This window comes from Janthinobacterium sp. GW821-FHT03C08, assembly GCF_059420905.1.
The window spans coordinates 1-1,162 of record NZ_JBWKUP010000050.1 but is presented as its reverse complement, the minus strand read 5'-3'; the positions used below and the strand labels follow the sequence as shown (position 1 = coordinate 1,162).

Annotated in this window: 1 protein-coding gene; it reads right to left on the bottom strand. The window is 57.2% G+C overall.

Translation table 11 applies throughout. The features are described 5' to 3' along the window. Nucleotides 1-1,162, bottom strand: a 1,162-nt coding sequence (locus AC07VL_RS28000; protein WP_494808752.1) for a condensation domain-containing protein, incomplete at both ends; no start/stop codon positions are given.

The window sequence follows — 1,162 nt, the reverse complement described above, 5'->3', positions numbered from 1 at the left end:
GCGTGCGCGCCACCTGCGCCTCGAACAGCTCATGGATGCAATGCTCCTGCGGATAGTCCGCCTGCGTCGCATTCAGCATCTGCAGCAGGTATGCGCGCTCGCCGGCCGGCAAGACCGCCACGTCGAGCACCGCCTTGTCAGGTTCGCTCAGCAAGGCTGCGGACAGCCCGGCCAATACCGCTTCCATGTAGCCCAGCACGCGGGCGGCGTCCACACTATCATCAAGCTGCAAATCAAGTGCAAAACCGACATCCATATCATCAATAGAAAGAGTCAACGGGTAGTTGGTTCTCTCTTGGGACGCGAGCAATTCAACACCTGCCATTTCTGCACGACTGCCTGCCTGTGCGACCTCCGAGCGGCGGTAGTTGAGCATGGAGCTGAATAAGGGCGTACTAACGGGCAATGTAGAACAACGCTGCGCCAACGTTAAAGATGCTTGTTCGTATGGAAGCAAGTCACCGAGTTCCGCCTCGGTCTGCCGCAACATCTGCAAGACTCCCTGCCCACTCAACTTCAATCTCAATGGCAACAAATTAATAAACATGCCCAACATGCTGTGAGCTCCCGGCGTTCCTTGCAGGCGTCCGGAAAACACGGTGCCAAATACAACTTCCTCCTTGCCTGCGCATGCGGCAAGAACGCGTGCCCAGGCAGCATGGAACAAGGCCGCAGTACTGACTGAGTGCTGCTTCGTAGCCGTCCTGATTTGCCGAGCCAGCGCAGGATCAAGCTCCTGTCGCACTTCATTGATACGCGATCCGTCCCCATGGACAGCGACTAAGCCGAATGGCGCTGTCGGCTCGGTGACATCAGCCAGCTTAGTCCGAAAGAATACCTCAGCATTCTGATGTCGCGCCTGATACAAACCATGTGCGACAAACTCGCGATACGGCACTGCCGCGGCCAATCCCGTCGCCTCTCCATGCATGTGCGCCATCAACTCATCTTGTATCATCGCCAGTCCAAGATGGTCGGAAATAATATGGTGTAGTTGCAGCAGTAAATAGCACGCATTCGATTGCATGCCAACGGCTACGCTCACCTGCATCAGTGGAGCCTGGGCCAGATCCATCGACTGCGGCTGCGCCAGGTAGGTGCCGATCCGGCTCTCGATATCGCCCCCGGATGGCAGCACCAGTGGCTGAATCTGCAGGCGTGC